The 675-nt window shown below is 29.5% G+C and carries 1 protein-coding gene; it reads left to right on the top strand.

The window, feature by feature from the left end:
• Nucleotides 1-675 (top strand): hypothetical protein (locus IEV63_RS12940; protein ID WP_188407230.1); only part of this gene is annotated, 675 nt, incomplete at both ends.

Here is a 675-nt window from a genome sequence, read left to right as displayed (position 1 = left end):
TCAATTTGTAAAGAACAAACAAGTAACTGCTAAATCTTTATGGGAGTTTATACATCAGAATTTTAATTTTCCAGAAAACTTAGCCCAAGAAACAGACGAGTTTATACATTTATTTGAAAAAGCTAAAAAAGAAAAAGACCAAGTTAAAGAGTATTTAAACAACGAAAATCTTAGTATTGAGCATGACGAACTGACCAAGTTAAAGCATCTATTAAAAGAAGAAAAGCTTGATGTAGTGCGATTAATAGAATTACTGTCTACTACTAATTTCACTAGTAAAAAAGCGCTAACAGAATCAGAAAAACTGTGGAAGAAGCTATTTAAAGACAAAACTTTGTTTATCAAAAATTTAGATGCTTCATCTGCATATTTAAACAAGAACAAGCAAAAGCAACTTTTAAAATTACTAAATTCAACTACTGTATCTCCTTATAAAATTTGGTACTTTATTTATAATCAGCTTGTATTTAAAACAGATTCTTCAAAAGATTCTGCTAACGCACTTGTTCTATTTGAAAATTTATTAGCAAGTGCATCAAAAAAGAGTACGCATTTAACTCAAGAGCTGCTCCTTTTAGATCATGCTGAAAAAGAATTACTAAAGAATCATTTAATTGCTCAAACAGATGCCTTTGCACATATCTGGGAAGTGAAACATCCTGAAGTTTCAATAGG

The organism is Psychroflexus salis, assembly GCF_014640175.1.
GTDB lineage: Bacteria > Bacteroidota > Bacteroidia > Flavobacteriales > Flavobacteriaceae > Psychroflexus > Psychroflexus salis.
Note: the sequence above shows the minus strand (reverse complement) of the source record. Positions and strands in the feature narration are given on the sequence as shown.